This is a genomic window from Hongsoonwoonella zoysiae (assembly GCF_013266695.1).
In the GTDB taxonomy this organism is placed as follows: domain Bacteria; phylum Pseudomonadota; class Alphaproteobacteria; order Rhizobiales; family Stappiaceae; genus Hongsoonwoonella; species Hongsoonwoonella zoysiae.
In genome coordinates this window covers 584,743-610,375 of the sequence record NZ_JABRXF010000003.1, presented here as the reverse complement: position 1 = coordinate 610,375, position 25,633 = coordinate 584,743, and the positions used below count along the sequence as shown (strand labels likewise).

General features: G+C 61.7%; 27 protein-coding genes. 12 read left to right on the top strand and 15 right to left on the bottom strand.

The window, feature by feature from the left end:
• Window positions 1–271: 271 nt before the first annotated feature.
• From HPQ64_RS19265 to HPQ64_RS19250, 4 genes are all read right to left on the bottom strand, one after another.
• Window positions 272–715 carry a MaoC family dehydratase gene (locus HPQ64_RS19265; RefSeq protein WP_172890238.1) on the bottom strand — a complete coding sequence of 148 codons (444 nt, stop codon included), beginning with the start codon at window positions 713–715 and terminating at the stop codon, window positions 272–274.
• 81 nt (window positions 716–796) lie between these two features.
• A complete protein-coding gene (locus HPQ64_RS19260) occupies window positions 797–1,780 on the bottom strand; it encodes a DMT family transporter (protein ID WP_172890237.1) in 984 nt (327 codons plus the stop codon).
• Window positions 1,780–2,793 (bottom strand): bifunctional riboflavin kinase/FAD synthetase, encoded by a 1,014-nt coding sequence (locus tag HPQ64_RS19255; protein WP_172890236.1) that lies wholly within the window; start codon window positions 2,791–2,793, stop codon window positions 1,780–1,782. Before HPQ64_RS19255 ends, HPQ64_RS19260 begins: the two co-directional genes overlap by 1 nt.
• Before the next feature lie 130 nt (window positions 2,794–2,923).
• Complete coding sequence (locus HPQ64_RS19250) at window positions 2,924–3,379, bottom strand: MaoC family dehydratase (RefSeq protein ID WP_172890235.1); 456 nt, start codon at window positions 3,377–3,379, stop codon at window positions 2,924–2,926.
• A 284-nt stretch (window positions 3,380–3,663) separates the two neighbouring features.
• Between HPQ64_RS19250 and HPQ64_RS19245 the strand changes: the two genes are divergently transcribed.
• Window positions 3,664–4,047: a response regulator gene (locus tag HPQ64_RS19245; protein ID WP_172890234.1), complete on the top strand. Its 384-nt coding sequence runs from the start codon at window positions 3,664–3,666 to the stop codon at window positions 4,045–4,047.
• A 113-nt stretch (window positions 4,048–4,160) separates the two neighbouring features.
• Complete coding sequence (locus HPQ64_RS19240) at window positions 4,161–4,937, top strand: protein phosphatase CheZ (RefSeq protein WP_210260375.1); 777 nt, start codon at window positions 4,161–4,163, stop codon at window positions 4,935–4,937.
• Between the two features lie 16 nt (window positions 4,938–4,953).
• On the opposite strand, the gene HPQ64_RS19235 is transcribed toward HPQ64_RS19240, so the two are convergent.
• Window positions 4,954–5,826 carry a TIGR01459 family HAD-type hydrolase gene (locus HPQ64_RS19235; RefSeq protein WP_172890233.1) on the bottom strand — a complete coding sequence of 291 codons (873 nt, stop codon included), beginning with the start codon at window positions 5,824–5,826 and terminating at the stop codon, window positions 4,954–4,956.
• 152 nt (window positions 5,827–5,978) lie between these two features.
• Here HPQ64_RS19235 and mutL point away from each other — a divergent pair, with 152 nt between their 5' ends.
• A complete protein-coding gene (gene mutL, locus HPQ64_RS19230; RefSeq protein ID WP_172890232.1) occupies window positions 5,979–7,829 on the top strand; it encodes a DNA mismatch repair endonuclease MutL in 1,851 nt (616 codons plus the stop codon).
• Between the two features lie 3 nt (window positions 7,830–7,832).
• On the opposite strand, the gene rsmD is transcribed toward mutL, so the two are convergent.
• Window positions 7,833–8,396 (bottom strand): 16S rRNA (guanine(966)-N(2))-methyltransferase RsmD, encoded by a 564-nt coding sequence (gene rsmD, locus HPQ64_RS19225; RefSeq protein ID WP_172890231.1) that lies wholly within the window; start codon window positions 8,394–8,396, stop codon window positions 7,833–7,835.
• Window positions 8,393–10,006 carry a pseudouridine synthase gene (locus HPQ64_RS19220; RefSeq protein WP_172890230.1) on the bottom strand — a complete coding sequence of 538 codons (1,614 nt, stop codon included), beginning with the start codon at window positions 10,004–10,006 and terminating at the stop codon, window positions 8,393–8,395. The genes rsmD and HPQ64_RS19220 overlap by 4 nt, the downstream gene beginning before the upstream one ends.
• Window positions 10,007–10,152: 146 nt before the next feature.
• Between HPQ64_RS19220 and HPQ64_RS19215 the strand changes: the two genes are divergently transcribed.
• Window positions 10,153–10,635: a nucleoside deaminase gene (locus tag HPQ64_RS19215; protein ID WP_210260374.1), complete on the top strand. Its 483-nt coding sequence runs from the start codon at window positions 10,153–10,155 to the stop codon at window positions 10,633–10,635.
• An 18-nt stretch (window positions 10,636–10,653) separates the two neighbouring features.
• Here HPQ64_RS19215 and HPQ64_RS19210 read toward each other — a convergent pair whose 3' ends face one another.
• Window positions 10,654–11,700 (bottom strand): permease, encoded by a 1,047-nt coding sequence (locus tag HPQ64_RS19210; RefSeq protein WP_172890229.1) that lies wholly within the window; start codon window positions 11,698–11,700, stop codon window positions 10,654–10,656.
• Window positions 11,701–11,856: 156 nt separating this feature from the next.
• Complete coding sequence (locus tag HPQ64_RS19205; protein WP_172890228.1) at window positions 11,857–12,171, bottom strand: ArsR/SmtB family transcription factor; 315 nt, start codon at window positions 12,169–12,171, stop codon at window positions 11,857–11,859.
• 153 nt (window positions 12,172–12,324) lie between these two features.
• On the opposite strand from HPQ64_RS19205, the gene HPQ64_RS19200 reads away from it, so the two are divergent.
• Window positions 12,325–12,669, top strand: coding sequence for an antibiotic biosynthesis monooxygenase family protein (locus HPQ64_RS19200; RefSeq protein WP_172890227.1), 345 nt, complete (start codon window positions 12,325–12,327; stop codon window positions 12,667–12,669).
• Between the two features lie 12 nt (window positions 12,670–12,681).
• Here the strand turns inward: HPQ64_RS19200 and HPQ64_RS19195 are convergent, their stop codons facing one another.
• From HPQ64_RS19195 to HPQ64_RS19175, 5 genes are all read right to left on the bottom strand, one after another.
• Window positions 12,682–13,485, bottom strand: coding sequence for an MBL fold metallo-hydrolase (locus HPQ64_RS19195; protein ID WP_172890226.1), 804 nt, complete (start codon window positions 13,483–13,485; stop codon window positions 12,682–12,684).
• An 81-nt stretch (window positions 13,486–13,566) separates the two neighbouring features.
• Entirely contained in the window at window positions 13,567–14,433 is an 867-nt protein-coding gene (locus HPQ64_RS19190; RefSeq protein ID WP_172890225.1) for a patatin-like phospholipase family protein, read from the bottom strand.
• Window positions 14,434–14,449: 16 nt separating this feature from the next.
• Window positions 14,450–15,580, bottom strand: coding sequence for a fatty acid desaturase (locus tag HPQ64_RS19185; RefSeq protein ID WP_172890224.1), 1,131 nt, complete (start codon window positions 15,578–15,580; stop codon window positions 14,450–14,452).
• Window positions 15,581–15,704: 124 nt separating this feature from the next.
• On the bottom strand, window positions 15,705–16,628 hold the full coding sequence (gene ubiA / locus HPQ64_RS19180) for a 4-hydroxybenzoate octaprenyltransferase (protein ID WP_172890223.1): 924 nt from the start codon (window positions 16,626–16,628) through the stop codon (window positions 15,705–15,707).
• 74 nt (window positions 16,629–16,702) lie between these two features.
• A complete protein-coding gene (locus HPQ64_RS19175; RefSeq protein WP_172890222.1) occupies window positions 16,703–17,998 on the bottom strand; it encodes a GGDEF domain-containing protein in 1,296 nt (431 codons plus the stop codon).
• 192 nt (window positions 17,999–18,190) lie between these two features.
• On the opposite strand from HPQ64_RS19175, the gene purD reads away from it, so the two are divergent.
• From purD to HPQ64_RS19160, 3 genes are all read left to right on the top strand, one after another.
• Window positions 18,191–19,471 (top strand): phosphoribosylamine--glycine ligase, encoded by a 1,281-nt coding sequence (gene purD, locus HPQ64_RS19170; RefSeq protein ID WP_172890221.1) that lies wholly within the window; start codon window positions 18,191–18,193, stop codon window positions 19,469–19,471.
• Window positions 19,472–19,589: 118 nt separating this feature from the next.
• Window positions 19,590–20,507 carry an alpha/beta fold hydrolase gene (locus tag HPQ64_RS19165; protein ID WP_172890220.1) on the top strand — a complete coding sequence of 306 codons (918 nt, stop codon included), beginning with the start codon at window positions 19,590–19,592 and terminating at the stop codon, window positions 20,505–20,507.
• The gene (locus HPQ64_RS19160) at window positions 20,504–21,595 is read left to right on the top strand and encodes a phosphotransferase (protein ID WP_172890219.1); all 1,092 of its coding nucleotides are present in this window, start codon (window positions 20,504–20,506) and stop codon (window positions 21,593–21,595) included. The genes HPQ64_RS19165 and HPQ64_RS19160 overlap by 4 nt, the downstream gene beginning before the upstream one ends.
• Window positions 21,596–21,604: 9 nt before the next feature.
• Here HPQ64_RS19160 and HPQ64_RS19155 read toward each other — a convergent pair whose 3' ends face one another.
• Entirely contained in the window at window positions 21,605–22,201 is a 597-nt protein-coding gene (locus HPQ64_RS19155; RefSeq protein ID WP_210260373.1) for a DUF6101 family protein, read from the bottom strand.
• A 275-nt stretch (window positions 22,202–22,476) separates the two neighbouring features.
• On the opposite strand from HPQ64_RS19155, the gene HPQ64_RS19150 reads away from it, so the two are divergent.
• The 4 genes from HPQ64_RS19150 (at window position 22,477) to HPQ64_RS19135 (ending at window position 25,629) form a co-directional block, all read left to right on the top strand.
• A complete protein-coding gene (locus HPQ64_RS19150; RefSeq protein ID WP_172890218.1) occupies window positions 22,477–23,820 on the top strand; it encodes a TldD/PmbA family protein in 1,344 nt (447 codons plus the stop codon).
• Window positions 23,807–24,601, top strand: a complete 795-nt coding sequence (locus HPQ64_RS19145) for a 3'(2'),5'-bisphosphate nucleotidase CysQ (RefSeq protein WP_246270793.1) — start codon at window positions 23,807–23,809, stop codon at window positions 24,599–24,601. The genes HPQ64_RS19150 and HPQ64_RS19145 overlap by 14 nt, the downstream gene beginning before the upstream one ends.
• 30 nt (window positions 24,602–24,631) lie before the next feature.
• Window positions 24,632–24,874: a DUF4170 domain-containing protein gene (locus tag HPQ64_RS19140; protein WP_172890217.1), complete on the top strand. Its 243-nt coding sequence runs from the start codon at window positions 24,632–24,634 to the stop codon at window positions 24,872–24,874.
• A gap of 65 nt (window positions 24,875–24,939) precedes the next feature.
• Entirely contained in the window at window positions 24,940–25,629 is a 690-nt protein-coding gene (locus tag HPQ64_RS19135) for a lysophospholipid acyltransferase family protein (protein ID WP_172890216.1), read from the top strand.
• Window positions 25,630–25,633: the final 4 nt, after the last annotated feature.

Below are 25,633 nucleotides of genomic sequence, written 5' to 3'. Positions count from 1 at the left end.
GGCGCTCATGAAACGGCCGCCGGCTCAAAAAGATGGCGCGGCCGATGCGTCATGCGTTTCGTCCCGGTCTTTCGAAGGCGTTTGGTGCGCCTTACGCGAAAGCCGGGCCGGTAATTCGCGGCCCCGGTATCCTTATGGCCGAATTGGCGTCTGGTTCGCGCAAGGATCTGCGTCCACGGTTCGAATTGCCTGAAACGTTCGGGCAGGGGTTTTAGCAGCGGGCCTTGTCCGAATAAAGCCCTGCTTTAAGCGTTTGTCCCGTTTGGGCCATTCACGGTCGTTTCCGGCGCGGCATCACGGTTGCCACTCCGTCGAGAACGGTCTCGCCACCAACCTCGGCTTTTACAGCGATTGTCGCAAAGCCCCTTTTCTCGTCGAGCTCCGAAACGGTAACGGAAGAAACCACGGTGTCGCCGGGGTAGACCGGCTTTTTGAAGCTGAAGGTCTGTCCCACATAGATCGAGCCTGGCCCCGGAAGCTGCATTCCCATGACGCGGGTGATGAAGGCCGCGGTCAGCAGACCGTGCGCGATAGGGCGCTTGAAGCGTGTTTGCGCGGCGTATTCCGCGTCGAAGTGGACAGGATTGAGATCGCCGCTCGCCTCGCCGAAAAGGCGGATGAGATCTTCGGTCACGGTATCGCTCGTCGAGGCGGTCATGCCGACCTCAAGTTCCTCGAATGCGTAGCCCTGCGTGGTGGATTGATGAACGGTCATCGCCCGTCTTTCATGAGCTGAAATCCGGAAATCTTGCCGGCATGGTGCGGCAGTTTCCATTGCGTCTCAGTGAATTACAAGTCATGCGACAGGATCGTCGTCGGCTGCTGCGCCGCTTCTGCTTCCGCGCGCCTGGGCGATCTCCTGCCGGTTCACCCGCTCGCGATGGGCGATATAGAGACCGCAGCCGACGATAATCGCGATTCCGTACCATGTGATAGCATCCGGGAAGTCGGCGAAAACGAGATAGCCGAAGATCGTCGCGCTGACGATCTCGAGGTAGTTGAATGGGGCGAGCACGGATGCGGGCGCCATCGCGAATGCCCTTACGATCAATCCATGCGCGAAAAAGGATATCGCGCCGATGACGGCCATCAGCCCGAGCGCGGGAAGAGGCGGCGCCTTGAAGATCGCATCTTCGACGTTGAAAACGACGGCCGCCGCCGCCATCGATCCGAGAAGCAGCGCCCCGCCGATGCCGGTCGTGAACTGGATGGACATCATTGAGCCTTCGCCCGAAAGCCGCTTCGTGAGCAAAAGATAGAGCGCGAACAGGAAGGCCGTTCCAAGCGGGAGGACCGCCGCCGGCCCGAATTCGGCGATCCCCGGGCGAATGATCAGGATCGCGCCCGCCAGGCCGATGAAAATTGCCAGCCAGCGGCGCAATCCCACCTGTTCTTTCAGGAATATCGCCGAAAGGGCGGTCAGGATCATCGGCTCCACGAAGAATATGGCGATCGCATTCGCCACCGGCATGTATTTCAGCGCGGTGAAGAACAACACGGTCGCCCCGGCGAGAAACAGCCCCCGCAAGAGGTGCGGCAGCGGGCGGGAGGTTTTCAAGGCGGACAGGCCCGGCCCTATGGCGGCGGTCAAAAACGCGAAGATGGCCTGGAAAGCAAACCGGCCGAAGGCGATTTCAAGCGGGGGAAGTGTCGCGGTCAGGTATTTTGCGACGATATCCATGAGCGGGATGAGCAGCATCGCGCCGGTCATCAGCGAGATCCCGCGCAGGGTATCCTGCTGAAGAAGCGTGCCGGACGTCCCGGACGGCTCCCGCTCCATCAGGCGGAGTTTCCGTCGAAACTCATTTCGCCCAAGGCAAGATCGAGCGGGCTCAGCGGTTGTAGAGACTGTATAGCTGCGCGGGCCTCGGCGCTGTCTGTGTCCATCTGTGCGATCAGCGCCTCGGCGCTGTCGAACCTTCGTTCCTCGCGAAGGTATGAGATCAGTTCCACTTCCAGTTCATGCCCGTAAAGGTCGCCCGTAAAATCGAACAAATGCACTTCGAAAAGCGGCTGGCCGTTGTCGAAGGTCGGGCGGCGGCCATGGCTTGCGACGCCGTCATGCTCGCTGCCGTCATGTTTCACCCGAACCGCGTAAATGCCGTGGGCAAGTTCCGCTTCCGGGGAAAGCGTCAGGTTGGCGGTCGGATAGCCGAGGTCGCGCCCGCGCTTGTCGCCGTGTTGCACTTTCGCTTCGAAGAACCAGCGATAGCCGAGCAGCGCGTTGGCAAGCGCGACGTCGCCGGCTGCAAGCGCTTCGCGAATGCGGCTTGAGGAAACCGTTTCGCCGTTTTCATCCGTTTCGGCTTCGACGATCGTCACGCCGAAACCGTCGGCCATGCCCGCCGCCTTCAGGAAATCGGGCGTACCCTTGCGCGCCTTGCCGAAGTGGAAGTCGTAGCCGGTCACGGCGTGCACGATGTGAAGCGACCCCTGCAGCACGTCATCCACGAAAGCCTGCGCTTCAAGGCTTGCAAATTCGCGGGTGAACGGCAGCACTACCATGCCGTCAAGACCGAGCGCGCGCATCACGCGCGCCTTGGCGGCTTGCGGCGTCAGCCGGAAAACGGGTTTGGACGGGTTGAAGAACGTGCGCGGATGCGGCTCGAACGTCATGGCGAATGCCGGTGCGCCTCGGCTTTCCGCCTCGCGCATCGCCGTTTCCAGCACGGCCTGATGACCTCGATGCACGCCGTCGAAATTGCCGATCGCGACTACGCCGCCGCGCATCGCTTGCGGAAAGGCCGAAAGATCTGTGACTGTCTTGAAGTCGTTTGACGGCGCGGCTGTCATCGGGGCTGGGGCCTTGGGATCAAGTCTGTCGGGTCATTTGCGTTCGATCGCTCATCGCAGCGAAAGCGCGCGGACCCTGCCCATTCCCGCGCCAAAGGTCAAGCTGCCCGCATTACAATAAATCCGGTCCTCAGCCGCGCGAAAACTTTTCCTCGGCAGACGCGCGCGTGGGCACCTTCACCATTGCCTCGCCTTCCAGCACCACCGTCTCGCCGACGGCGCATATGCAGGAAAGGCGTGCCCGGTTGCCTTTTTCGATCAACTCCATGACCTCGACCGTGACAATGACCTCGTCGCCGATCTTGACCGGCGCCTTGAAGTTCAGGGTCTGGGACAGATAGATCGCGCCCGGGCCCGGCAGTCTGGTGCCGAGCACGGCGGAAATCAGGCTCGCTGTGTAAAGGCCGTGCGCGATGCGTGTGCGAAACGGAGTCTTGGCGGCGAAATGCTCCGACAAATGGATCGGATTGCGGTCGCCCGAAACCTCGGCGAAGCCCACCACGTCGGAGGAACTCACGGTTTTCGTGACGCTTTCACGCATCCCCACGCTCAGGTCCTCGAAAAAGAGTGTCCGCAGTTCCAGCATTTAACCGCCCCTGGCTCGCATGTTCTTGCAAAATCAAGGCTACAGCGCCCGTAAAACCGCGGCAATTCGGCGAATGGATGAGGGTGGGCGCGGTTTTGCTGAACGCCTCGCGGCGGGGAAAACGACTTCGCGAGGCGGCATTAACGGAGTTTTCAGGGGCTTGTCCTAGAGTGCCTTTCGTGTGGGGAGGCGGGGACACAGCGAGTGTCTTCCTCCTAAATTCGGCAAGATGACGCTCAAAGCCCCGGTAAAGGGGCGGGCATAATGGCTGTATGGAGTAGACGATGGCCCTTGATCTTCAGATGCCGGTCCTCGTTGTGGACGATTACAAGACGATGATCCGCATTATCCGGAACCTCTTGAAGCAGCTTGGCTTCGAGGATGTGGACGACGCGGCGGATGGGACCGAAGCGCTGGAAAAGATGAAGCAGCGCAGATACGGTCTGGTGATCTCCGACTGGAACATGGAGCCGATGACCGGCTACGAACTTCTCAAGCAGGTTCGTGCCGACGCGGGCCTGTGTAAAACGCCTTTCATCATGGTGACGGCGGAATCCAAGACCGAAAACGTGATCGCCGCCAAGAAGGCCGGCGTGAACAACTATATCGTGAAGCCGTTCAACGCCCAGACGTTGAAAGGCAAGATCGATGCGGTCTTCAACGACTAGCCTGTATCCGGCCCGATCTGTATCGGATCGGGCGAGAAGGGTATGCGCAAGACAATGATCCCGCGGTTATTTCTTGCCACGGAAGCGGCCCCGCTTTCGTGGAAGACGCTCCAGTGTCCCGGTTCTGGCTGGCGCAGGTTATCGTCCGCGCGGCGGCGCGCGGGGTCGCCGCGGCGGATACTGTGTATGTGGAGCCTGAAGGAGGGGGACGGATGGCGGCAATACAAAAAGAAAACGTCGCGCGCCTCATCGAATTTCTGGAAGAAAGCCGTGCCCGCAAGGACGATGTGACGTTGAACGACGTCATGGGCCTTGCGGAGGTCATGGCGCGGTCTATGAAGGACTACGTCAACGCCGTGCAGCCGGCGGTAACCCAGGAACTGGTGGAGATTTCCGACGAAATCTGCCGCATGAAGCAGGAAATCACGCAGCTTCGCGCGACCGATATCAAGGAAAATCGCATCCCGGAGGCCGGGCGCGAGCTTGACGCGATCGTGGAGGCGACGGAGAGCGCCACGCACACGATCATGGAAGCGGCGGAGACCATCATGTCCGCCGATCCGCAGGACGCCGACGCCTATCAGGCGGTCGTCCAGCACAAGATCATGGAAATTTTCGAGGCCTGCGCCTTCCAGGACATCACAGGACAGCGGATTTCCAAGGTCGTGGGCACGCTCAACTATATCGAAGAGCGGGTGAATTCCTTCGTCAGGCGCTTGCGCGTGAATGAAATCGACGACGTTCCGGCCGAGGAAACGGCGGAGGAAAAGCGCCGCCGCGAGCTTATTCTGCACGGACCCCAGCACAAGGGCGAGGGCGTCTCCCAGGAAGATGTCGACGCCATGCTGGAGGTCTTTGCCCAGGACGATATCGACAAGCTTTTCGGTTGAGCGCTTCGCTTCCCCGTTACCAGACGAGTTTCGGCACCGCGGCGCGGGCGGTCAGGCCTTCTTCGGCCAGCCTGCGGCGGATGAGCGCTTCGTCGGGGTCTTCAGTCGGGCCGAAGTCGGCGGCGTGAATGCCGCCCGAAATGAACAGCACGTCGATATCCTGCGAAACGGCGCCGCGAATGTCGGTCGGCAGCCCGTCGCCGATCGCCAGCACCTGGCGCTTGTCGATCCTTGCGCCCGCCTTGTCCGACAGCGCATCGAGCGCGGCGTCATAGATCGGCGCATGCGGCTTGCCGAGGATCTTCACCTCGCCGCCGAGGTCTTCGTAAAGGCGCGCCAGCGCGCCCGCGCACCAGATCAGCTTGTTGCCCCTTTCGACAACGATATCCGGGTTGGCGCAGATCATCGGCAGGCCGCGTTTGGCGAGCCTCGTCAGCATGTCGCGGTAATCGTCGGGCGTCTCGCTCGTATCGTCGAAAAGGCCGGTGCACACGACTGCCGCCGCCGCTGCCTCTTCGCCCAGGCGTACGTCCGTTTCCTCGTAAAGCGACAGGTCCCGCTCCGGCCCCAGGTGCAGGACGTTTGCATCGCCCAGGGCGCGGAGCCGCTGACGCGTCACATCGCCCGAGGTGACGATCGCGTCATAGGCGTCATGGGTGATGCCGAGCGTCGCCAGTTGGTCGAATATCGGGGCTGACGGGCGCGGCGCGTTGGTAATCAGCACCACCGTCCCGCCGCGCTTCTCGCGGAAGCTCGCAAGCGCGTCCCTCGCTTGCATGAAACCCGTCACCCCGTTGTGGAGCACGCCCCACACGTCGCATAAAAGCCCCTTGTATTCGCCGGCGATCGCCGAAAGGCCGGGGATGAGAAGGGGGCTTTGCGCATTCATCGGCAGGGGTCTCTTTCGGGCGGTGATTGTCTGGTAAGGTGTGGTTGTTTCGCGGGAGATTCGCCCGCCGCGGCGGACCATATCCGATCGTTCCCGCAATGGGAAATCGCACACGAAAAACGGCTCATGTTTCGGGAAACGGTGACTATTCCATGAAGATCCGCCAGTTGAGCGAAGGCGCGATCAACCGCATTGCGGCGGGCGAGGTTATCGAGCGCCCGGCAAGCGCGGTCAAGGAACTGGTCGAAAACGCCATAGACGCGGGGGCTTCGCGCATCGAGGTGGTGACGGCGGCCGGCGGCAAGTCTCTCATTCGCGTCACCGACGACGGCGAGGGCATGGGAGCTGAAGATCTTTCGCTCGCCGTCGAACGTCACTGCACGTCGAAGCTTGCGGAGGATGATCTTTTCGACATCCGCACGCTCGGCTTTCGCGGCGAGGCGCTGCCGTCGATCGGCTCGGTCTCCCGCCTTTCCATCCAGACCCGCCATGCCGCGGACGAGCACGGCTGGCAGGTCACGGTAGAGGGTGGCGCGAAGTCCGGCCCCGTTCCGGCTGCGCAGACGAAAGGCACGCGGGTTGAAATCCGCGATCTTTTCTTTTCCACGCCCGCGCGGCTGAAGTTCCTGAAGTCCGACCGGGCGGAAACGGCGGCGATCACGGAGGTGGTCAGGCGGCTGGCGCTGGCCCACCCCGAAATCCGCTTCCAGATGGCGGGCCCTGAGCGCCAGACGGCGGATTATGCGGCCGCGCGCGGGGAAGGCGCGCAGGAAGCGCGCATCGCCCAGGTGCTGGGAAGGGATTTCGTCGAAAACGCCATGCGCATTTCGGCAGAGCGCGAGGGCGTGCGCCTTGAAGGGCTTGCCGGGCTTCCCACGTTCCACCGGGCGAATTCGCTGTCGCAATTCTTCTTCGTCAATGGCCGGCCTGTGCGCGACAAGATGTTGCTGTCGGCGCTGCGCGGGGCTTATGCGGATGTGCTCGCCCGCGACAGGCATCCGGTCGTCGTGCTTTTCGTCGATATCGAGCCGAAGCTGGTCGACGTCAACGTGCACCCCGCCAAGGCGGATGTGCGTTTCCGGGACGGCCAGCTCGTGCGCGGCCTCGTCGTCGGCGCGATCAAGCAGGCGCTGGTCGATGCCGGCCACCGCGCTTCCACCAGCAACGCCACCGCGGCCGTCGATATTCTCGCCCGCTCCGCGCAAGGAAGGCCCGCCTTTTCGGGCATAACACCGCAGCGTCCCGCCCCGGCGGCGTCCTTTGACTGGCAATCCTCATCTTTTCGCCCCTTCGACGGTCGAACCCAGGTCAATGGCGCGCCGGCTCCCGCTTTCGAGGAAGAGCAATCGGGCTTCGGCGGGTTCGCCACCCCATCGGCGGATGCTCGGGCGAACGACGCCGCCTCGCCGGAGGAAACGCAGGACCTGCCGCTGGGCGCCGCGCGTGCCCAGGTGCATGAAACCTACATCATCGCCCAGACGGAAAGCGGCATCGTCATCGTCGACCAGCACGCCGCGCATGAGCGTCTCGTCTATGAACGCCTCAAGGCGGCCCTTGCCGAGAAGGGCGTGGCCCGCCAGATCCTGCTGATCCCGGAGGTTGTGGAGCTTTCGGAGGATGATGCCGCGCGGCTTGTCGAGCGGGCGGAGGATCTTGAGGCCGTCGGCCTCGTGGTGGAGGCTTTCGGCCCGGGCGCGGTGGCGGTGCGTGAAACGCCGGCGCTTCTGGGGGATCTCGATATCCGTGGCCTGATCCATGATCTTGTCGACGAGATCGCCGAATGGGACAGCGCAAACGGCTTGCGCGGGCGGCTCGATCATGTGGCCGCCACCATGGCCTGCCACGGCTCGGTGCGCGCGGGCAGGCGCATGCGGCCTGAGGAAATGAACGCGCTTTTGCGCGAGATGGAGGCAACGCCCCTGTCGGGCCAGTGCAACCATGGCCGCCCGACGTGGATCGAGCTCAAGCTCGGCGATATCGAGCGCCTGTTCGGGCGGAAGTGAGCCTCAATCGGCTTTCAGAAAGATAACCTGGCTGTCGCCGACGGTGCGCCGGTCGATTTCCCGAAAGCCCGCCGGAATGTCGATATCGGCCTTCGCGTCTTCTTCCAGCACGCAAATGGCGTGCGGCTTCAGCCAGCCGCCGTCGCGGGCGGATGCAAGCGCATTTTCGCCCAGGCCCTTGCGGTAGGGCGGATCGGCGAAAACGAGATTAAACGGCTCGATCGTGCCGGCAGCGCCGAGTTTCGTCGCATCGCGGCGGAAGATTTTCGAAACGCCGTTGAGACCCAGCGTTTCCATGTTCCGGCGGATCACGCCGCGCGGCTCCACGGCCTCTTCTACGAAGAGGCAGGATTTCGCGCCACGGCTCAGCGCCTCGAAGCCGAGCGCGCCGGAGCCGGCGAAAAGGTCGAGCACGCGCGCATCCCCGACCGGATCGCCCTCTTCGGAAAGCCCATGCGCCAGAATGTTGAAGATCGTCTCGCGCAGCCGGTCGCTGGTGGGCCGCGTCGCCTGCCCCTTGGGCGCGGCAAGGGCGGCTCCCTTGAAGCGGCCTGAAACGATCCTCATTTGCGCGGGCCGCGGTGGGGGCGCTGCGGGCCCTTGCCCGCGCCACCTTCGTCACGCTTGAAGCCGGGGCGTTTGCCGCCTTCGTTGCGTTTCTCCTGGTTCTTGTCGGGCAGGATTTCGCCTTCCTCGCCCCAGATGCGGCGTTGCGGGCGTCGCGCCTCGCCCTGCTTGGGGCGTGGCTTTTCCACCACGTCCTTGGTGAAGCGGAAGCGGCTTCGCGGCGAAACTTTTCTCGGCCGTTCCTCGGTGGCGGCGGCACGCGGGCGCTTCGGTCTTGCCTCGCCCCTGTCTCTATCCCTGTCCCTGTTTTCGGCTCCCTCGCGCCTTTCGCCCCGGTCGAAGCGCCTTTCGCCCCGGTCGAAGCGCCTTTCGCCGTCTTGGCGCTCGCGCCGCCCCGGGCGGTTGTTGCCGGAACGCTCGCGGTCGGGGCGGTCACGATTGGGGCGGTCGCGGCTCGGACGATCTGGGCCGGAACGCTCCCGATTGGGGCGGGCGCTGTCCTGCCTGTCGCGGTCGTTCCTGTCGCGGCTCGGCCTGTCGCGCCCGAGCCGTCCGCCCTTGTCTTTCGCACCGCGCCCGGAAACGGCGCTGCGGCCTTCCTTGGCGCTCATCCAGCCGCCGCCGGAAGGTTTGCCCTTCCTCTCACCGCGCTTGCTGTCCGTCTTGCCCTTGTGGCCCTGCGTCTCGGTTTTCTGCTCAGGCTGGTTCAGGATCGGCGCGTCGAAATCCGCTCCCGATTCATCGGTGAGCCGGGGTCCGAGCTGGTCGCGAAGCACCCGGCCGCGAATTTCACGGATCTCGCCTTCCGCCAGGTCCATCAGGTGGAACGGGCCGAAGGAAACGCGGATCAGCCTGTTCACCGAAAGGCCAAGGTGCTCCAGCACTTTCTTGATCTCGCGGTTCTTGCCTTCGCGCAGGCCGATCGAAAGCCACACGTTGTCGCCTTGCACGCGTTCCAGCGTCGCTTCGATCGCGCCGTAAAGAACGCCGTCGATGGCGATGCCGTCGGAAAGGGCGTCAAGCTGCTCCTGGTTGATCTTGCCGTAGGCGCGCACGCGGTAGCGGCGCAGCCACCCGGTCGCCGGCAGTTCCAGGACGCGGGAAAGCCCGCCGTCGTTTGTGAAAAGCAGCAGGCCTTCGGTGTTGATGTCGAGGCGCCCGACCGCCATCACGCGCGGCATGTCGTCGGGCAGCCGGTCGAACACGGTTTCGCGCCCCTCCGGGTCGTGCGTCGTCGTCACCACGCCGCGCGGCTTGTGGAAGAGCCACAGGCGCGTTCGTTCGCGCACGGGAAGCGGCTGCCCGTCCACCAGAACCTTGTCGCGTTCGGTGATCGTCGTCGCGGGCGTTGTCAGCACATTGCCGTTGACGGACACGCGCCCTTCCTTGATCCAGTCCTCGGCGTCGCGGCGCGAGCAAAGCCCCGCGCGTGCCATGACCTTGGCAATGCGCTCGCCTTCAAACGTCGAGGTCTTCTCCGGCGCAAGCGAGGGCTTCGGCGCCGGGCCTGAATTCGACTTGCCACGCGGCTTCCCGGCGGGGCCGGAATGCGGGCGTCGGGCCGGCTTGCCTCGCGGCGCTGGCCTGTCTGATTTTCTCTTGTCTGTCATGGCGGCGTCATAGCAGAGCGCGGAGCGAAACGGAACGCGAGATTTGCACGGCGGACGCTTGTTCCGCGCATTCCAGCCATGCGAATATTTCTAGCAGACGCTCCGGCCGGTGACAGATCCGGTTGCCACCGGTATCTTCCCGCAGCATGACGAAGCCCCTTAAACCCCGCCCGGAACTTTCCGGCTTCATGGATCTCGCACTTGAAGAGGCGAGAGCCGCTCAAGCGCGTGGCGAAGTGCCGATCGGCGCCGTGCTGGTGAAGGATGGCGAGGTGATCGCCGCCGACGGAAACCGTACGCTTGAGCTTGACGATCCGACGGCACATGCGGAAATGCTGGTGATCCGCGCGGGCGGCGCGAAGCTTGGCTCGCAACGCCTGACGGGATGCGATCTTTACGTGACGCTGGAGCCTTGCCCGATGTGCGCGGCGGCAATTTCCTTTGCCCGCATCAGGCGGCTTTATTTCGGCGCGGGCGATGAAAAGGGCGGTGCGGTGGAGCATGGTGTGCGCTTCTACGCAAATCCCACCTGCCATCACGCGCCGGACGTCTATTCGGGCATCGGCGAAAGAAAAGCGGCGTCGCTCCTGAAGAAATTTTTCAGGGAACGACGCCAAGTTGAGGGTTAAGACTCAGATTGAAGCTGTTCAGAAGCCCAGGCTCATTTGATAGAGGAGGCCTGCACTGAAAGCCCCGATAAGCGCGAAGCCGATATAGGCGAAAAACACGGGCAGGCGCGCGAGGGCGAAGACGGCGATTGCCGCCGGTACGGATGTGACGCCGCCCGCGACGAGGAACGCCATGCCTGTGCCGGGCGCCATGCCCTGGTCGATCAGCCCGCCGACCAGCGGCAGGGCCGCGTAGCCGTTCAGATAGGCGGGAATGCCGACGACGGTCGCAGCCGCAATCGTCAGCAGGCCGCCGTCGCCAAGCAGCCGGGCAATCAGGTCGGCCGGTACATAGGTCAGCATGATGCTTTCCAGCAGGAAAGCGAGCGCCAGCCATTTGCCGAGGAACAGGGTGTTCTTCAGCCCGTTGTCGTAAAACTTCCTGCGCCTTGCGCCCTCCGTCCAGAAGGACCATGCGACATCCTTGCGCGAGCGCACGCTCGAACCGCAGCAGCCGCCGTTGCCCACTTCGGCGCGCAGCGGATTTTCGAAGCCGCCCGCGCGCTGGAAAAGCAATATCCCGTAGCCGCCGAGAAGACCGACGCTGATTGCCGCCGTGGTCTTGGCGATGGCGAAGCCGGTGCCGAGCGTTCCCGCCGTCAGCACGAACATGGTCGGATCCATGATCGGCGAGGCGAGCCAGAACGCCATTACCGGGGCAAGCGGCACACCCATCGAAAGAAGAGCGGCGATCAGCGGAATGACGCCGCAGGAGCAGAAAGGCGACAAGGCGCCGGTAAGCGCGGCGACAAGCACCATGATAGCCGTGTTCCTGCCGGTGAAAGCGCGCGCGATCAGGTTGTCCGCGCCGGTTGCCGCGGCATAGGCGGCAATCAGGATCGAGGCGGCAAGATAGGGGGCGATGTCGATCAATTGCTCGACGGTGAAGACGGTGGTCGGTGCCACCTGCGCAAGATCGAAGATGCCCAGCAAGAGGAGTGCTGTTCCGCCGATCAGCAGCGCCGCATCCGCTTTCGGCAGGCGGAAACGAGGTGCGCTCGTTTGAATTGCCGTTTGTTCGCTCATGCTCGGTACGTCTCCATCTTCCGATATTTCTAGGAATATCGGAATTTAAGAGCATATTCTCGTCGTCGAAACGCCGCCGTTTCGACGACGAGAATATGCTTCACTATTGAATCTGAAGCGATTTCCCGTTGAGAAAGCGCTGAGGCTCAAAAAAAATCAGGCGGCATCGCCCTGGCGGGCGTCCGTTTCGTCCGCGCAACATTCCTTCGTCAGATAGTCCACAAGGCCGTGCATCTGGTCGTAGTTCGCCCTGCAGATCAGCGTCGTGCCCTGCCGCTCCTGGATGACGAGGCCGATGAGGATCAGCTTTTGCAGATGATGCGAAAGCGTGGAAAGCGCGCCGCCTAGACGCTCGCGCAGGGCCGAGACGGAAAGGCCGCCTTCGCCCGCCCGCACGAGCGTGCGGTAGATGCTCAATCTTGTCGGGTTGCCGAGGGCTTCAAGCCGCGCTGCTGCATCATCAAGGGTCATGCTGCATGAGATAACTCATCCGGAATGCAATTTCAACGGTATTTCGAAAAATATCGGAATATAGCATTTGAGTGAATGTGACTGTAAATGCCCCATAGGAGGGATATTGTCGCGCTCTGATTCACAGAATCTCATCGATAGAAAGGCTGCCCCATGATCGCCGTGATATTCGAAGTCGTGCCGAAGCCCGAGCACCGCGCGGAATATTTCGACATCGCAGCCGACCTGAAGCCGGTTTTGCAGACGATGGACGGTTTCATTTCGGTCGAGCGCTTCGAGAGCCTGATGACGCCCGGCAAGATCCTGTCGCTTTCGATCTGGCGCGACGAGGAAGCGGTCAAGGCGTGGCGCAACACCATGGAGCACCGAAAGGCGCAGGCCATGGGCCGCAACAAGATCTTTTCCGACTACCGGCTCAGGGTTGCTCACGTTCTACGCGACTACGGGCTTGAGGAGCGCGAGGCGACCCCGGAAGACAGCCTCGCGGTTCACGGCTGACGTCGCAGCGGGTCAATAGCCCGGCAGCACCAGGAAAGTTGGTGCCGCCGGCAGGCCGGCGCGGCTTGCGATATAGGTCGCATTGTCCGACATGTTGACGATGTAGCCTGCTTCCGTCATGCGCGCGGCGAAGGATTGCAGCGAGCCGTAGCGGAAGACGTGCATCGGGATCACCATGCGCGGGCCGATCGATTTCAGAACCTCGATCATGCTCTGGTGGGAAAGCGTCGCCGATCCGTCGACAGGCACGAAGACGATATCGATCTGGCCGAGGCGGGTGAGATCGTTTTCCGTAAGCCGCTGGTGCAAATGGCCGAGATGGGCGATGCAAAGGTCCGCCACCTCGAAGACGAAGATCGAATTTCCAAGAAGGTTGGTCTCGCCGTCCCAGCCGCGGGTGTTGGTCTGAATATTGCGGATACGCACGTCTTCGATCGTCTTGTCGTGGTCCATCGGCCCGCCTTCCGGGTTCCAGCCAAGCAGCACGTGCTCGATTTCAGGATCCGGATTAAAGGTGAAATGCGTCCCGTGCGCGCCGTTCATCGTCACCACATGCGGAAACCGCACCGGCTTGTAGGCTCCGCTGTAGTCGGTCGCGATCCTTATGCCCTTCGGCGTTTCGATCTCGAAGGTCGAATGACCGAGATAGGTTATCCGCACCTCGTCGGGCGCCAGCGCGGCCTTTACCACCGGCAATCGGTTCCAAGGAGTTTCCGCGACAAGCTGACATACCGCCGAGGCGGGGATAACCAGCGCCGGCAAGAGGACAAACGCGGCGATCGCACGTCGGAAAAATAACGCAAGGAGACGTAGCATGCGGGAACCTCCCATGGACCCGTTTGAGGGTAGGGTCCGGCGTGAAGGCTTCAAGCGTCAGAACGCGCCTTGAAGGAATTCTCAGGCTATCTTTTCGCCATTTCCGGATTTCTCGATCGCCCGGATGGATTTCTCTATTTCCCTTTTCACCGTTTCACGGGTCGGTTGCGCGGCATCCATGATTTTCCGGGCTTTCAGAAAGTCCAGCACCCGGAAAGCCTCGATATCCGGCCTGACCAGGATATCCGGGCGCCGGCTTTTCAGTTTCTCCGAAACGACGCTTTGCATCAGGATCTGTGTTGCCCCGAAAAGCGAGTCGCTTGCGCTCGGATGCGGCGTTTTACGCCGAGGCACCGGCGATCCGACGACATCCACCGCCACGACGATGTCGCAGGCCTGCGGCAGCGCGTCGAAGGGAAGCGGATTGACCACGCCGCCGTCGATCATGATGCGGTCCTGAATCGTAACCGGTTTGAACAGCGCGGGGATTGCGATTGACGCAGCGACGGCGGAATGCAGCGGGCCGCTGCGTAAATCGACTTCCCGGCAGCCGTAGAAGTCGGTGGCAAGTACCGTAAGCGGGATCTTCAGCTCCTCGAATGTCTTTGGTATCGCATCGCCGGCAAAAACCTCAAGGACCCTTAAGGGGTCGAATTGCATTACCCCGCCTCCGCCGCCGCTGAAAATATCGGCGAACCGCTTCGGCCTCAGTTGCCACAGCCTTGCAAGCACCGCGTTGCGGTCGCTAAGCGCCATTTCGATGTAGGCTCGGATTTGGTCGCCCGACATACCACCGGCATAGCCCGCGCCGATCAGCGCACCGATGGAAGTTCCCGCGATCGCGTGGGGCGTTATGCCGAGATCGTCGAAGGCTTCAAGAACCGGAACATGGGCAAGCCCTCGCGCGCCGCCGCCGCCAAGCGCAAGACCGATTCTGGGTGAAGCCATTTTCGAAAGCCTTTTTTCAGGTTCGACCTCGCGTTGCTTCAGGGCATCTTCTGCTCTGGTCTATCCCTTGCAACGCATTGACCCTCGATGTCTTGAAGTCGCCCGTTACGTGATCCCACCAATAACCGAAGTAGGTTTTCTCCGCGCGGGAGTGAAAAATTTCCGGTGCGGCATCGTGCAGGGCCGGCAGCTTTGTCCACGCGACATTGGGGAACGTGTGATGTTCGTTGTGATAGCCGGTGTTGAACAGGATCCAGTTGATCGGGCCGTAGGTTGAACGCGTAGGGGTTTCATTGTCGTTACCGGCGTGTTCGCTGAGCGACTGGCCGAGGTTCGTGATCCCGAACTTGCCGAGGAACAAAGACAACGCCCAGTTGTGATAGAGCCAGCCCCAAAAGCCGAACAGAACGAGCAGGATAACGTTCACGCTAAGTGACCAAGCGATAAACAGCCGTTGTTGCCAGACTGGGGCTTTCGTGGACGGGATGTGGCGCTCGCGGTCTTTCGCGACGCGCCCAGTCACCCGCTGGTAAAGGCGCGGAAATATCTCGTCGCTGATGATGAAGCCGAAGGGAAGCAGATGGACGATTAGGGTTGCGATCGTCATGACCCTGGCAAGGCGCGGTTTTCCGTCGATCAACATCGTGCGCGCCTTGAAGGCGCAAATGTCTTCGTGCTCGTAATCGCGTTCGTAGTCGCCGATGTAGGGATGGTGGCTCGATATATGCTCGTACTGGTAGGTGAGCTGCTTGCCGAAGGACACAAGGATCGTCTCCAGCCCGAGGTCGAAGGCGAGTTTTGCCTTCGGTTCGCGGAAGATGAGCTTGTGCGCGGTTTCATGCACCAATGCTCCGGCCGCATGGATGATTATCTGTCCGGGGATGAAGGCTGCCAGAAAGACGATCAGGAGATTCGTGTCCGATATGGCCCATGCCAGCCCCCAATGAAGGGCGAGAAGGATGGGCAAGGCCATGGCGGTTCGGCGGTCGGTGCCGGCAAGTTCGCGCAGCGCGGGATGCTCACGCAACGCTTCCTTGCGCATTTGCAGGTGGCGACGCGATTGCGCAGAGATGCCGGCTTTGGCCGCAACTTCTGATTCACCGGAAGACGCGCCGTGCGAAAGTTGCGCCGAAGTCGCTTCACTCATTGGTCTTCGCCTGTCCCCGACAATTCCTTTGGATCTTGCGTAATAACGTAAAGCTTCCGAAGAGGAAATTCGAAAAAGGCGTAAGGAAGGATTTCGCTGCAGGAGAATGTTTTGGGTCTGATTCCTAAGCCGAAATCATTGCTTCCACTAGAAATCCGGCAAATACGATCCAGCCGTAGCGGGTATTCGAGCGGAAAAGTTTCAGGCACTGATCCGGATCGTTGATGTCGAGCCGCGCAATCTGCCATAACAGATGTATAGCGCCCGCCGCGATCCCTGCAAATGCGGCGGGGCCGGCATCGGCCATCGCCGCGGCTGCCGCGAAAAGTGCCGTTGCGCCGGCGTAAAGAAGCACAAGCGCGGGTTTTGTCCGCTCGCCGAAAAGGCGCGCCGTGGATTTAACGCCGACGAGCGCATCGTCTTCCTTGTCCTGGTGCGCGTAGATCGTGTCGTAGCCGATGGTCCACAATATCCCGCCGAGGTAAAGCAGGATCGGCGTCCAGCCGAGGCTGCCGAAGGCTGCCGCCCAGCCCATCAGCGCGCCCCAAGAGAACGCGAAACCCAAAAACAGTTGCGGCCAGTTCGTTACCCTCTTCATGAACGGGTAGATGGCAACAGGCAGGAGGGAAGCGATCCCGAGCACGATCGTGAAGCGATTGAAGCTGAGCAGGACGGCAAGGCCGACAAGCGCCTGAAGCACCAGAAACACTTTCGCCTGCAGCGGCGTCACCTGACCGGAGGGGATGGGGCGGGAGCGGGTGCGCGCCACCTTGGCGTCGATATCCTGATCCACAAGGTCGTTGTAGGTGCAGCCGGCCCCGCGCATCGCGATCGCGCCGATCAGGAACAACGCCAGATGCACGGGATCGGGAAAGGCGCTGCCCTTTGCGATCGCGGCAAGACCGGCCGACCACCAGCAGGGCCAGAGAAGCAGCCACCAGCCAATCGGCCTTTCCCATCGCGCCAACCTTGCGTAGGGGCGAAGCCACTCAGGCGCATGGGTATCGACCCAATGACCCTTCACCGCATCCGCGACACGTCCGTTCATGCTTTCCACCTTCCAGGGCTTTGTGCCAGTGATATGCGCGTTGAGCCGCGAACGGAAGGGGGAAGGATATCTCGTCAGGCAACGGGGTGTGTCGCGAAGGTCATCTCCCGCTCGTACGGGCCGTCACGGCCGCAAACGCGGTTCCGGCCCTCCTGCTTGGCCCGGTAGAGCCGCGCATCGGCGGACTTGAACAGGGGCGCCAGCGCCTGGCCGTCGTCCGGTCCGGCGGCGACACCGATGCTCACGGTCACGCTTGATCCGCTTTCGGTGCGCACGGTCTCGGCGATCGTGCGGCACAGACGATTGGCCATCGACATGGCGCCGTCCAACGGCAGGCGCTCGCAGACCACCACGAACTCTTCCCCGCCGAAACGGAACAGATGATCTCCACTACGCAAGGCGGTCGACAGGATGCCCGCGACGTCTTTCAAGACGATATCGCCCGCCGTATGGCCAAACGTGTCGTTGATATCCTTGAAGCGGTCGATGTCTATCACCATGAGGCTGACAGGATGGCTTCTGCGGATGTTCGTCTCGATTATGCGCGGTGCTTCGATATCGTATCGCCCACGGTCGTAAACGCCTGTCAGATGGTCGCGGGCGGCGGATTCCAGAAGCTGCTCGTAACGCTCCCGGTAAGTGAGGACATGAAAGATGTCGGAAACGCCCAGGGCTTCGTTCTTTGGCGGAACCGTCCGGCTTGCATGCATGTAGATGAGGAAGAAAACCGAATAGACGACGGCTGCGGCCATTTTCGCGATCCAGCCACCGAAAAGAACCTCGACCGGCGCGCCCGACACATAGCGAAGCGCCAGGTAGAACCCCAGTTGATCGAACGTCAGCATCACCAAACCGCAAAGCAGAAAGCGCAAGGCAGGATGCTCACGGAACAAGCCGCCGAGCCGTTCGTAGAGCAGGATTATCCCGACGGAATCGAAGAAAAGAAGCGTGGTGCCCCAAACCATCAGCCAGCCCATCTCGTCGATGAAGGAGATGTTCGGCGAGCGGCCTTCGATCAACGCCAGCGTATCGTGGTTCCGAAGGATCATGACGAGGCCGACGATCAGGAAATTGCCGATCAAAAGGCCATAAATGGGCTGGCGGACGACCGCCGCATCTTCCTTGATGTAAAGCAGCAGGATCATCAGCAGCTTGCCGGAAAACAACACGGAAGAACCGGGCGATATCACACCGAACGGCAGTGCCACGTAAAAAACGCTGGCGAGATAGGTTTCGAGAAAGTGCATGACGCCGAGTGCGCAAAAAAACACTCCGAGGCCTATCTTGTGTCTGGCCTCCAGCAGCGACACCATTACAAAAAAATAGAGTGATGCTTCGCCGAACAAGAGAATGACGTTGGTGAGTTCCATAAATCCGCCGTTGAGTAAAGTTTCAATATCTCGCAATTCGTAAGACAAACTCGTTAACGAAACCGAAGCGGTAACACGCTGGCGCTGCGTCACGTCGCAAGTCGCGTTTACGGGCTGGACGATAAATGATAGAGCCCCCGTGGGCTTTGTGCCCGGTCGCTCCGGCGGCCGGCAATCCGAGGGTCGAATTCCATGAACATCCTGCTGATCGGGTCCGGTGGCCGGGAGCACGCGCTGGCCTGGGCGATCGCCAATTCGCCGCTTACGGACAACCTGTTCGCCGCGCCGGGAAACCCCGGAATCGCCGAGGAAGCGGAAGTGGTACGGCTTGACCCGACGGACCATGGCGCGGTGGTCGACTTTTGCCGAAACATGGAAATCGACCTTGTCGTCATCGGCCCGGAAGCGCCGCTTGTCGAAGGGCTCGCGGACGATCTGGCGGCTGCAGGTATCAAGGCGTTCGGCCCTGGAAAGGCGGCGAGCAGGCTGGAAGGTTCCAAGGGCTTCACGAAGGACCTTTGCGCGCGGGCGAATATCCCGACGGCGGCTTACAGGCGCTTCAGCGACGCGGCTTCCGCGCGCGATTATGCAAAGGCAAAGGGTGCGCCAATCGTCGTCAAGGCGGACGGGCTGGCCGCCGGCAAGGGTGTGACGGTGGCATCCACGCTGGAAGAAGCGCTTCAGGCGATCGACGATTGCTTCAGCGGCGAGTTCGGCGCAGCCGGCGCCGAGGTCGTCGTGGAAGAGTGCCTGAGCGGGGAGGAGGCGAGTTTCTTTGCTATATGCGACGGCAGGACGGCGCTTGCGCTTACCACCGCACAGGACCACAAGCGGGCCTTCGATGGCGACGAGGGACCCAACACAGGCGGCATGGGCGCATATTCGCCTGCCCCGGTCATGAGCGATGCATTGGTTGAGCAAACCATGCGCGAAATCATCGAGCCGACGGTGCGGACCATGGCGGCGGACGGAGCACCCTTCAAGGGCATTCTTTACGCCGGGTTGATGATCACCGACGAGGGGCCGAAGCTTATCGAGTACAACATCCGCTTCGGGGACCCGGAGTGCCAGGTTCTCATGATGCGGCTGAAGGACGACATCGTCGCGCTGATGCTGGGCGCGATTGACGGAACGCTCGACAAGATGAGCGCCCGTTGGCATTCCGATGCCGCCCTGACGGTGGTGATGGCTGCCAAAGGCTATCCCGGCACGTATGAAAAAGGCAGTGAGATCAAAGGTCTCGATGAAGCCGGTCTTGACGACGACGTGGAAATTTTCCATGCGGGAACGAAACGCGACGGCGACCGGATCCTGGCAAACGGAGGCCGTGTTCTCAACGTTACGGCGATCGGGAAGACGGTGAGCGAAGCGCGGGACAGGGCCTATGCGGCGATCGGCAAGATAGACTGGCCGGAAGGATTCTGCCGTTCCGATATAGGCTGGCGGGCCATCGAGCGTGAAAGGCAAGGCTGACCTGGCTTGCGATGTTCAAGATCCATAGCCGGGCTTGCGCGCTCTTCGGCGCCGTTCCATCCTTCGGGAGAAGATTAGCGTTTGATGGGCGGGTGCCTGCGAGGGAGCGCGCACGGATATGCATGGCGATGCGCTGAAGGACCTTTTTCCCGGATTTCGGGAAGAAACCGTGCACACCGAGGGGGCTGAAATCTTTTGCCGCGTCGGCGGCGATGGCCCGCCGCTGTTGTTGCTTCACGGCTTTCCCCAGTCCCATGTCATGTGGCACACGATTGCGCCGAGGCTGGCGCGCGACTTCACGGTCGTGGCGGCGGATCTGCGCGGTTACGGCGCATCATCCGCGCCACCCGGCGACAGCGGTCACGAGGCTTATTCCAAACGTACGATGGCGGGCGACATGATCGCAGTCATGGCACATCTGGGCTTTGCCAGGTTCGCTATCGCAGGCCACGACCGGGGCGGGCGGGTCGCCTACCGCATGGCCTTCGACCATCCGGAGAAGCTCACCCGTATCGCCGTGCTCGATATCCTGACGACCTACGACTATTGGCAACGGATTGACTGGAAACGGGCCTTGCGGGTGTACCACTGGATGTTCCTCGCGCAGCCGCATCCGCTGCCGGAACGCCTGATTGCGTGCGATGCGCGCAATTACCTCGAGCACACGCTTGCGAACTGGACAAAGAAGGGGACGCTCGACGCTTTCGGCGAAGCGGCTCTCGACCACTATCGCGCGTTCTTCATCGAGCCGGCGCGAATCCACGCCCTGTGCGAGGATTATCGTGCAGGCGCGACAGTTGATATGGACCAGGACACGGCCGACAGAGAGCGTGGAAACAAGATATCTCTTCCGCTTCTTGCGCTTTATGGAGAGACGGGTTTCGCTGGCGGGGCCCGCACGCCGGGCGATGTCTGGCGTGACTGGGCGACGGATGTGCGGGAGGCCGCTGTGGACGCCGGGCATTTCCTCGTCGAAGAAAACCCGGACGGCACTTACGACGCCTTGCACCCTTTCCTGATGGAGGATCTTGCGTGAACGGGCCGCTCGACCGGCAGGAAGCTTTTTCCGGGACCAAGGAAGTGCCTGCTGCGCTTTCGTTCGACCGGGAAAAGCTGAAATCCTTTCTGGCGAGAGAAATTCCGGGCTTTGTCGGGCCGCTCGGCATTCGCCAGTTCAAGGGAGGCCAGTCCAACCCGACGTATCTGGTGTCCACGCCTGAGCGCGATTATGTGCTGCGCCGCAAGCCGCCCGGCAAGCTTCTGCCATCCGCCCACGCGGTCGACCGGGAATACCGGGTGATGTCGGCGCTGGGCACGGCGGGGTTCCCCGTGCCGAAAACCTTCCTTTTGTGCGAAGACGAAACCGTCATTGGCACCGCGTTCTACATCATGGAAAAGGTGGATGGCCGGATCGTCTGGGAGCCTTCCATGCCGCACGTGGACCCGACGGAGCGCCTGGCGATCTACCGCGCGATGAACGAGACGCTCGCGAGCCTTCATCGGCTTGAGCCGGATGCGATCGGTCTCGGCGATTTCGGCAAGCCGGAAGGCTACGTCGCGCGGCAGATAGCGCGATGGTCGAAACAATATCGGGCGTCCGAGACCGAAAAGGTCGATGAGATGGACAGGCTAATCGCCTGGCTGCCGGAAAATCTTCCGCCTGAAAATCCGGCCCGCGTCGTCCATGGCGATTTCCGCCTCGACAATCTTATTCTGCACGCTAAGGAACCACGCGTGCTTGCCGTGCTCGACTGGGAGCTTTCCACGCTCGGCGATCCTGTCGCCGATTTCACCTATCATTGCATGCAGTGGGAAATGCCCGCAATGCCGGACGGATCGGGCATAGGGTCGCTCGAAGGGCTCGATCTGGCGGCACTTGGGATACCGGGGCTCGAAACCTACATCGGCTGGTATGAAACGGCGACGGGTTTTTCCGTGCGCGACCGGCTTGAATTCTATTTCGCCTATAATTTCTTTCGTATCGCTGCGATCCTGCAAGGCATCGCGGGGCGTGTGCGCGACGGAACGGCGGCAAACGAAAATGCGGTCGCCATGATCCGTCAGATCCGTCCCCTGGCCCGGACGGCATGGCGCTTTGCCCGGCAGGCTGGGGCGAGGGGCTGAACCCTGCGCTCAGTTGCGCGCGATGATCTCCCGCTCCCCGGCGAACACCGCCGGACGATGCATTCGGTTGCCGGGTTTGCGGCGCACGAGAAAGCGCGGGCGGCGGTTCGTAAGCGCCGCGACACGGCGGCGGATGACCGGCCGTTGAGTGTTTTTCGAAACGCCTGCTTCCTCGACGGTTTCGACGGAGCCATCCGGCTCGACGGCAACGAGCGGAAGGGAGAGAACGTCGGCCCAGTCGCGCCAGCAAAGGGCCGCGGCCTCCAGGCTTTCGCTGGACAAAAGCTCGATGCAAAGCGCGGGATCGCGGTGGTGAAGACCGATGCTGACGGTGAGCGTTTCGCCCGATTTACCCGGCATTACACGCGCATAAACACCGTTGAAGGCGGTCATCGGGAGGACGACGGTTAGTGGAAGACCGGCGAGCCGGTGTTTCATCACCACCGTCTCGTGGTCGATATAAACCTCGAAGGGAAACTTCTCAGACGACCGCGATAAGGGTTCGTTTCTCGCGATGAACCGGTGGGGCAACCGATGGGGATCGAGCCCTTCTACAAGGCTCGATCCCGGATCGGTGGCGTCCTGCAGAGCTGCTTGACGTCTCAATTCGCCTCTCCATCGGGCCCTTGGTCCTTATCGGGGGTTTTTATCGGGCCTCTGATGAAAACGACTATATGGGCCGGCGGTGCGGATCGGCTTAACAAACGAGGTTAAATTTCTCTGATTTCAAAGAGGGTTAGGGAAATATGACTAAACGTCATTTCCAGCCGTTAACCGTTTGGGACTGCGGCGTGGGACCGTTGATGGATATCGCAGACACCTTGCCTGTCGGGCTTCGGCTACCTAAAGACGACAGCAAGACGAATTGAAAGGAACGGCGCATGAGCGAACTGGTCGATCAATCGACTTTGGAAGGCCGCGCGGAAAAGCTGGTGGACGCTGCCCGGGCCGCGGGCGCGGATGCCGCGGACGCAGTCGCAGTCTCGGCGGTTTCGCTGTCCGTCGATGTGCGTGAGGGCAAGGTGGAGGAAAGCGAACGCGCGGAAGGCGACGATTTCACCCTGCGCGTTTTCGTTGGCAAGCGGGTGGCGAGCGTCTCCGCCAATACATTGAGCGATCCGCGAGAGCTTGCCGAACGCGCAGTTGCCATGGCAAGGGTCGCGCCGGAAGATCCTTACGCCGGGCTTGCGCCAGAGGGCGACCTTGTCCGTGACTTCCCTGTCCTCGAGTTGCTGGACGAGACGCAGATGTCCGTCGAGGAGCTGACGAGACGCGCACTGGTGGCCGAGAGCGCAGGGCTTGGTGTCAAGGGCGTTTCGAAATCCGGCGGGGCGAGCGCATCCTGGCAGCTTGCCGGCCTCGTACTTGCGACGAGCCACGGGTTTATCGGCTCCTATCTCACTTCGCGCCACGGCCTCTCCATGACCGCCGTTGCGGGAGACGGAACGACGATGGAGCGCGATTACGACTATGACTTCCGCACATTTCATGAGGATCTGGAAAAGGCGGAAGATATCGGCAGGCGCGCGGGCGAGCGGGCCGTGCGCAGGCTTAATCCGCAAAAGCTTTCGAGCCGCACGTGCGATGTTCTTTACGAGCCGCGGGTTGCGCGCTCGCTGGTTGGGCATTTTTCCGGTGCCGTGAACGGCGCGGCAATCGCCCGCAAGACCAGCTTCCTGAAGGACGCAATGGATAGCCAGGTCTTCGCCGGGAATATCCGCATTACCGACGATCCGCGAAAGCCGCGCTCGCCTGCGACGAGACCATTTGACGGAGAAGGTTGCGCGGCGGAGCCTCTGACCATGGTGGAGGATGGTATCCTCAGGCACTGGTTCCTCGATCATGCGACGGCGCGTGAACTGGGGCTCAAATCCAACGGGCGGGCACTAAGAGGCGGGGCCGGCCCTTCGCCCGGCGCGACAAATCTCACGCTTCAGCCAGGCGCCAGAACGCCGGAGGAAATGATGAAGGACTTTGGCGAAGGCCTTCTGGTCACCGACCTGATCGGACATGGCGTGAACGGGGTGACCGGGGATTATTCGCGCGGAGCATCCGGCTTCTGGATCGAAAATGGCGAGATTGCCTATCCCGTGAGCGAGATCACGATTGCCGGAAACCTGAAGGACATGTTCGCGCGCCTTGAGCCTGCCAGCGACCTCGACGACCGCTATTCCGTGGCCGCGCCCAGTATCCTGATTGCGGGGATGACCCTTGCCGGCCAGTGACGCGATGACGAGCGACCTTGAGCTTCTGGAAAGGGCTGCGCGAGAGGCCGGTGAAATCGCGCTAAGGTTTTTCCGCCGCGATCCGAGGCGCTGGACGAAGGAAGGCGATTCCCCGGTATCGGAGGCCGACATTGCGGTCGACCGGCACTTGCATGACATCCTCACCTCGAGCCGCGCGGACTACGGCTGGCTGTCGGAGGAAACACGCGACAGCGAAGAGCGGCTTTCGCGAGCGCGCGTTTTCATTGTCGATCCGATCGACGGCACGCGCGCCTTTCTGGCCGGCACGGACGAATGGACCGTGGCTATAGCCGTTGTGGAAAGGGGAAGGCCTGTTTCCGCGGCGGTTTATCGGCCTGCGGGCGATGAAATGTTTCTTGGCGAACTCGGCAAGGGCGCGACGCTCAACGGGCAACGTATCAGCGTATCGGCGAGGCAGGGCCTTTCCGGCGCCCGTTTCGCGGGGCCAAAGTCTGTATCCAGCAAAGCGGAAATCGTGGATCGCGGCATCGTCTACGCGGGCTACATTCCCTCCCTTGCCTATCGGCTTGCGATGGTCTCGGACGGGCGTATCGATATCGCTTCGGCGCGCGGGCGCGCTTGCGATTGGGATCTTGCGGCTGCCGATCTTTTGGTGCAGGAAGCAGGCGGCCGCCTGACGGATCTGGAAGGTGCGGCCGCTGTCTACAACAAGCCCGATGTGCGCCACAAGGCGCTGGTGGCAGGACCTTCGGCGCTGGTCGATCCGCTGCGGCCGATCCTGAAAAGCGTCATCCGATAAGCGCGCCGAAACGTGCGGTGGAGTGAACGAATGAGCGAAACGGAAAAACCCAAGCAGTTGTTGCATCTTGTCTTTGGCGGGGAACTGGAGAAGGTCGACGAAGTCAGGTTCCGGGATCTGGAAGATCTCGATATCGTCGGCATCTATCCGAACTACGCCACGGCCTATACTGCCTGGAAAGCCAAGGCGCAGGCATCCGTCGACAACGCTCACATGCGCTATTTCATCGTCCACATGCACCGTCTTCTCGATCCGGGAACGGAAAACGACTGAGGTGCTGGCGGGTTGAACGCTGTATCCTTTGAACTTCGCCTGGCCGGGCATCGGGATCCGTCGGCATGCTGAAAAAACTCGGCTCGTCTCCGCGCGTGCAGAAATTCGTGGGCACAGCCTTTGCCCACTATCTTCGCGCGGTCCGTAATACGAGCAGTTTCGAGGTCGATCCGCCGGATTTTTATGAAAAGGTGCTGCCAAACCTGCCGGTAATCGTCGCCATGTGGCACGGCCAGCATTTCATGATGCCTTTCGCAAGGCCGGAAGGTTGGAATGTAAGCGTGATGATCTCACGATCCGCCGACGGGGAGATCAACGCGATCGCGGCCCGTCGCCTCGGTCTTGGTCTTATCAGGGCATCGGGCGCGCAAAAGGCTCATCAAGTTAAAAAACGCGGCGGGATGCGTGGCTTCATAGAGGCTATGCGTACGCTGAAGGAGGGCAACTCCGTTGCCTTGACTGCGGATGTGCCAAAGGGGCCGGCCCGTGTGGCGGGCCTAGGCATTGTCCAGCTAGCGAAACATTCCGGCCGGCCAATTGTTCCCGTGGCGATCGCCACGAGCCGGCATATCGACCTGAACTCCTGGGACAAGGCTTCCGTCAACTTGCCGTTCAGCCGGGCGGCAGTTGCCGGGGGGGATATGATCCATATCGGGCGCGAAGACGATGATGAGGCGCTTGAACGCGGCCGGCGCGAAGTCGAAGAAGGCTTAAACCGCGCGACCGCAAGGGCATACGAGCTGGTGAAAAGGTGATGGC

What these genes read in the sequence shown, in the direction of transcription:
- HPQ64_RS19175 (WP_172890222.1), bottom strand. Translation starts at nt 17,998, where the DNA reads ATGGAACTCACCAACGTCATTCTCTTGTTCGGCGAAGCATCACTCTAT.
- purD (WP_172890221.1), top strand. Translation starts at nt 18,191, where the DNA reads ATGAACATCCTGCTGATCGGGTCCGGTGGCCGGGAGCACGCGCTGGCC.
- HPQ64_RS19255 (WP_172890236.1), bottom strand. Translation starts at nt 2,793, where the DNA reads ATGACAGCCGCGCCGTCAAACGACTTCAAGACAGTCACAGATCTTTCG.
- HPQ64_RS19150 (WP_172890218.1), top strand. Translation starts at nt 22,477, where the DNA reads ATGAGCGAACTGGTCGATCAATCGACTTTGGAAGGCCGCGCGGAAAAG.
- HPQ64_RS19135 (WP_172890216.1), top strand. Translation starts at nt 24,940, where the DNA reads ATGCTGAAAAAACTCGGCTCGTCTCCGCGCGTGCAGAAATTCGTGGGC.
- HPQ64_RS19265 (WP_172890238.1), bottom strand. Translation starts at nt 715, where the DNA reads ATGACCGTTCATCAATCCACCACGCAGGGCTACGCATTCGAGGAACTT.
- ubiA (WP_172890223.1), bottom strand. Translation starts at nt 16,628, where the DNA reads ATGAACGGACGTGTCGCGGATGCGGTGAAGGGTCATTGGGTCGATACC.
- HPQ64_RS19205 (WP_172890228.1), bottom strand. Translation starts at nt 12,171, where the DNA reads ATGACCCTTGATGATGCAGCAGCGCGGCTTGAAGCCCTCGGCAACCCG.
- HPQ64_RS19165 (WP_172890220.1), top strand. Translation starts at nt 19,590, where the DNA reads ATGCATGGCGATGCGCTGAAGGACCTTTTTCCCGGATTTCGGGAAGAA.
- HPQ64_RS19140 (WP_172890217.1), top strand. Translation starts at nt 24,632, where the DNA reads ATGAGCGAAACGGAAAAACCCAAGCAGTTGTTGCATCTTGTCTTTGGC.
- HPQ64_RS19235 (WP_172890233.1), bottom strand. Translation starts at nt 5,826, where the DNA reads ATGAATGCGCAAAGCCCCCTTCTCATCCCCGGCCTTTCGGCGATCGCC.
- HPQ64_RS19185 (WP_172890224.1), bottom strand. Translation starts at nt 15,580, where the DNA reads ATGAGTGAAGCGACTTCGGCGCAACTTTCGCACGGCGCGTCTTCCGGT.
- HPQ64_RS19190 (WP_172890225.1), bottom strand. Translation starts at nt 14,433, where the DNA reads ATGGCTTCACCCAGAATCGGTCTTGCGCTTGGCGGCGGCGGCGCGCGA.
- HPQ64_RS19220 (WP_172890230.1), bottom strand. Translation starts at nt 10,006, where the DNA reads ATGACAGACAAGAGAAAATCAGACAGGCCAGCGCCGCGAGGCAAGCCG.
- HPQ64_RS19250 (WP_172890235.1), bottom strand. Translation starts at nt 3,379, where the DNA reads ATGCTGGAACTGCGGACACTCTTTTTCGAGGACCTGAGCGTGGGGATG.
- HPQ64_RS19215 (WP_210260374.1), top strand. Translation starts at nt 10,153, where the DNA reads ATGACGAAGCCCCTTAAACCCCGCCCGGAACTTTCCGGCTTCATGGAT.
- HPQ64_RS19260 (WP_172890237.1), bottom strand. Translation starts at nt 1,780, where the DNA reads ATGGAGCGGGAGCCGTCCGGGACGTCCGGCACGCTTCTTCAGCAGGAT.
- HPQ64_RS19195 (WP_172890226.1), bottom strand. Translation starts at nt 13,485, where the DNA reads ATGCTACGTCTCCTTGCGTTATTTTTCCGACGTGCGATCGCCGCGTTT.
- mutL (WP_172890232.1), top strand. Translation starts at nt 5,979, where the DNA reads ATGAAGATCCGCCAGTTGAGCGAAGGCGCGATCAACCGCATTGCGGCG.
- HPQ64_RS19200 (WP_172890227.1), top strand. Translation starts at nt 12,325, where the DNA reads ATGATCGCCGTGATATTCGAAGTCGTGCCGAAGCCCGAGCACCGCGCG.
- HPQ64_RS19210 (WP_172890229.1), bottom strand. Translation starts at nt 11,700, where the DNA reads ATGAGCGAACAAACGGCAATTCAAACGAGCGCACCTCGTTTCCGCCTG.
- rsmD (WP_172890231.1), bottom strand. Translation starts at nt 8,396, where the DNA reads ATGAGGATCGTTTCAGGCCGCTTCAAGGGAGCCGCCCTTGCCGCGCCC.
- HPQ64_RS19245 (WP_172890234.1), top strand. Translation starts at nt 3,664, where the DNA reads ATGGCCCTTGATCTTCAGATGCCGGTCCTCGTTGTGGACGATTACAAG.